2 protein-coding genes are annotated in these 1452 nt (G+C 64.7%); one reads left to right on the top strand and one right to left on the bottom strand.

The window, feature by feature from the left end; genetic code table 11:
- Positions 1–588: hypothetical protein (locus MJD61_16335; protein ID MCG8556831.1), on the top strand; the 588-nt coding region annotated here is incomplete at its 5' end.
- 193 nt (positions 589–781) lie between these two features.
- Here MJD61_16335 and MJD61_16330 read toward each other — a convergent pair.
- Positions 782–1452, bottom strand: a 671-nt coding sequence (locus tag MJD61_16330) for a sugar phosphate isomerase/epimerase (GenBank protein ID MCG8556830.1), incomplete at its 5' end; no start/stop codon positions are given.

Here is a 1452-nt window from a genome sequence, read left to right as displayed (position 1 = left end):
CGTTTCCGCAGTCAGGCGCTGCTGGACGAGGGCGGGCTGCTTACCTGCATGGCGTACGTGGACCTGAACCCGATGCGGTCGGGCGCTGCCAAGAGTCTAGAGGGCTCGGAGTTCACGTCCATCCAGGAGCGGCTACGCGAAGTGGGCCAGGCGGCGCAGAAGCGGCGCAGTGGAGCGAAGCGGAACCAGGGCAGGCGGCGGCAGCAGGAGGAGGGCGAGGCAGGGCGAGTGGACGAAACGGGGCGGCTTGCGGAACTGCTGCCTTTCGCGGCCCCCGACGCGGAGCCAGGGGCGGTCGAGCGCACTCAGGTGCCGATGCTGTTCGATGAGTACGTTGCGCTGCTGAGGCGCACGGGGGCAGCGATTCGAGACGACCAGGTGGACGCTTTGCCCCCAAAGCTCGCAGCGGTCGTCCAGCGTGTGGGGCTCGAGCCGGCACAGTTCATCGCCGCGGTGCGTGACTACTCGCGCACGTTCTTCACGATGGTGGGCCAGGTCAGCCGCATCGAGCTTGAAGGTGCGCGACTGGGCAAGCAGCGGGTCAAGGGGGTAGGCGCCGCATCGAGATTGTACAGAAAGGCTGGCTAGGTGGGCCTGGCGGCTGGAGCCTGCAACCGGCGACGCATGGACGAGTTGTCTGGCGCCCCGCGTGCGCGTCCCGCAGGCTGGGGTCCTGGACGGGCGGACTCCGCGGGTATCTGCGAACCAGCGCCAGGACTCGGTGAGCTCACGGCGTTCGGGTGATGCCCCGAGGTGCTCGCGGGGTTGGCTTTGATGAATCTTATATTGGATGTCTTAACTCACCTTCTGCCTTCGATTCTTCGAGATCGTGTTCGGTGAACACCTCCAGGGTCAATACTCCCTGGTAGTTTGCCCGGGTTAGGACTTCGAGCAGCCCTTGAGCTCGCGCTCGCGGGTAGTGACGTAGCGAGCGGTGATCCTTCCCGGCGGCGGTCACGCCGTGCCACTGGATAACCCGCGTACGATGCAGATGACGTTCAAGAACCTCGGATTCGTCGCGACCGTCCCTCAGGAGATGACCGACGTCGAGGGCTACGGAAATGTCGAGATCCTCCAGTACTGGCTCCAGCAACCGCAGGTCGTAGTCGAGCGACTCTACACACAAATCGCGACTGGCCAAACCCAATGCGAGCAGTTCCTCGAGCGATCGCGCCGCGCGTCTCCTCCATGCACACAGATCCGTGGGCACGTGCGCGTCGTGCTCTCGCTCCCCGAGATACACATGCACGATGTAGACTTCCGGGGCGAAGGGAACCGCCACCTCGATGGCTCTGCGAACCGCCACGACCGATTCGCGACGCCTGCGTTCGTCGGAGCTCGCGAGGCTCACGTCGAGCGGCGTGTGGAGCGAGTAGCTGAGCTGCTGCTCACGTTTGATCCGCGCCAATCCTTGGCACTCCCTGGGTGAAGGAAATGTAGCGTCCCCAACCG

This window comes from Pseudomonadota bacterium (assembly GCA_022361155.1).
GTDB lineage: Bacteria > Myxococcota_A > Polyangia > Polyangiales > JAKSBK01 > JAKSBK01.
Note: the sequence above shows the minus strand (reverse complement) of the source record. Positions and strands in the feature narration are given on the sequence as shown.